Raw genomic sequence first — 1,913 nt, 5'->3', positions numbered from 1 at the left:
TTCTGATCTGGTACATCGTCTACGTGCTGCTGAGCAACTATGCGCAGGGCTTCATGTCCACCCAGGTGTGGGGAAACGTCAACGTTGGTCTGCTGCTCGGACTCGCACAGTTCATCACCACCTTCGCCATCACGGGGATCTACGTCAGGTTCGCCAACCGTGAGCTCGACCCGCGCGCCGAAGCACTCCGCAACGACATGATCACCTCGCAGGAGGCCAGGCAATGACGCTCGCATCTATTCTCGCGCAGGACGTCGACACCACCGTCGGCGAACCACTGGTCAACATCGCGATTTTCGGCGCGTTTGTCGCCGTGACGATGTTCGTGGTCATCCGAGCGAGCAAGAAAAACGCCACGGCGTCCGAGTTCTTCACCGCAGGCGGTGGCTTCTCCGGGCCACAGAACGGCGTCGCCATCGCCGGTGACTACCTGTCCGCAGCCAGCTTCCTCGGTATCGCAGGGGCCATCGCCGTCTACGGCTACGACGGCTTCCTGTACTCCATCGGGTTCCTCGTCGCCTGGCTGGTCGCACTGCTTCTCGTCGCCGAATTGCTCCGCAACACAGGCAAATTCACGATGGCCGACGTGTTGAGTTTCCGGCTCAAGCAGCGTCCGGTACGCACGGCCGCCGCGATCTCGACGCTGACGGTTTCGTTGTTCTACCTCCTCGCGCAGATGGCCGGAGCGGGCGGACTCGTCGCACTGCTGCTCGACATCTCCGACCGCACCGGACAGTCCATCGTCATCGCCGTTGTCGGCGTACTGATGATCACCTACGTGCTGGTCGGCGGCATGAAGGGCACCACCTGGGTGCAGATCATCAAGGCCGTTCTGCTGATCGCCGGTGCACTGTTCATGACCGTCCTGGTGCTCGTCAAGTTCGGCGGTAACTTCTCGGAACTGCTCGGTAGCGCGCAGGAGATGGTGGCAGGATCGGCCGATGCCAAGGTCGCAGCACGCGACGTGCTCGAACCGGGTGCGCAGTACGGCGGCAGCGGAATGTCGAAGCTCAATTTCCTCTCGCTCGGTATCGCCCTCGTCCTCGGCACGGCAGGTCTGCCGCACGTGCTGATGCGCTTCTACACCGTCCCCACCGCCAAGGAAGCTCGTCGCAGCGTCGTATGGGCCATCGCCCTCATCGGTGCCTTCTACCTGTTCACGCTGGTTCTCGGCTACGGCGCCGCAGCCATCGTCGGACCGGACCGCATTCTCGCCTCCGCGGGCGGACAGAACTCGGCCGCACCGCTTCTCGCCTTCGAACTCGGCGGTGTCGTCCTCCTCGGTGTCATATCGGCGGTTGCCTTCGCGACGATCCTCGCCGTCGTCGCCGGCCTGACGATCACCGCATCGGCGTCGTTCGCCCACGACATCTACGCCAACGTGATCAAGAAGGGCGACGTCGACGAAGTCAAGCAGGTTCGGGTCTCGCGCATCACCGCCGTCGTCATCGGCATCCTTGCCATCGGTCTGGGCATCCTCGCCAACGGGCAGAACATCGCCTTCCTCGTCGCCCTCGCATTTGCGGTCGCCGCGGCCGCGAACCTGCCGACCATCGTCTACTCGCTGTTCTGGCGCCGGTTCAACACCACGGGCGCGCTGTGCAGCATGTACGGCGGCCTGATCTCGACGCTGGTGCTCATCGTGTTCTCCCCGGCGGTCTCCGGATCCCCGACCGCGATGCTTCCCAATTCGGACTTCGCATGGTTCCCGTTGTCCAACCCCGGCATCGTGGCAATCCCGCTCGCGTTCGTCCTCGGCATTGTCGGCACCCTGCTGTCGAAGGACTCCGAGAGCAAGGCGAAGCAGGCCGAAATGGAGGTTCGCTCGCTTACCGGTATCGGTGCGGAGAAGGCAACCGCGCACTGATCAGGACGGTTTCGCACCACGCCGAGGCGGCCGACGACTACGTCGG

Annotated in this window: 2 protein-coding genes; both read left to right on the top strand. The window is 63.7% G+C overall.

Annotation, left to right across the window (positions count from 1 at the left end; translation table 11 throughout):
• A partial coding sequence (locus WBQ44_RS11845) for a DUF485 domain-containing protein (RefSeq protein WP_495566885.1) occupies positions 1-227 on the top strand: 227 nt, incomplete at its 5' end.
• Entirely contained in the window at positions 224-1,867 is a 1,644-nt protein-coding gene (locus WBQ44_RS11840; protein ID WP_495566884.1) for a monocarboxylic acid transporter, read from the top strand. The genes WBQ44_RS11845 and WBQ44_RS11840, both read left to right, overlap by 4 nt.
• Positions 1,868-1,913: the final 46 nt, after the last annotated feature.

The organism is Rhodococcus sp. (in: high G+C Gram-positive bacteria) (genome assembly GCF_049591685.1).
Lineage (GTDB): Bacteria > Actinomycetota > Actinomycetes > Mycobacteriales > Mycobacteriaceae > Rhodococcoides.
The sequence above is the reverse complement of the archived record's forward strand: the minus strand, read 5'-3'. Positions and strand labels throughout refer to the sequence as shown.

What these genes read in the sequence shown, in the direction of transcription:
- WBQ44_RS11840 (WP_495566884.1), top strand. Translation starts at nt 224, where the DNA reads ATGACGCTCGCATCTATTCTCGCGCAGGACGTCGACACCACCGTCGGC.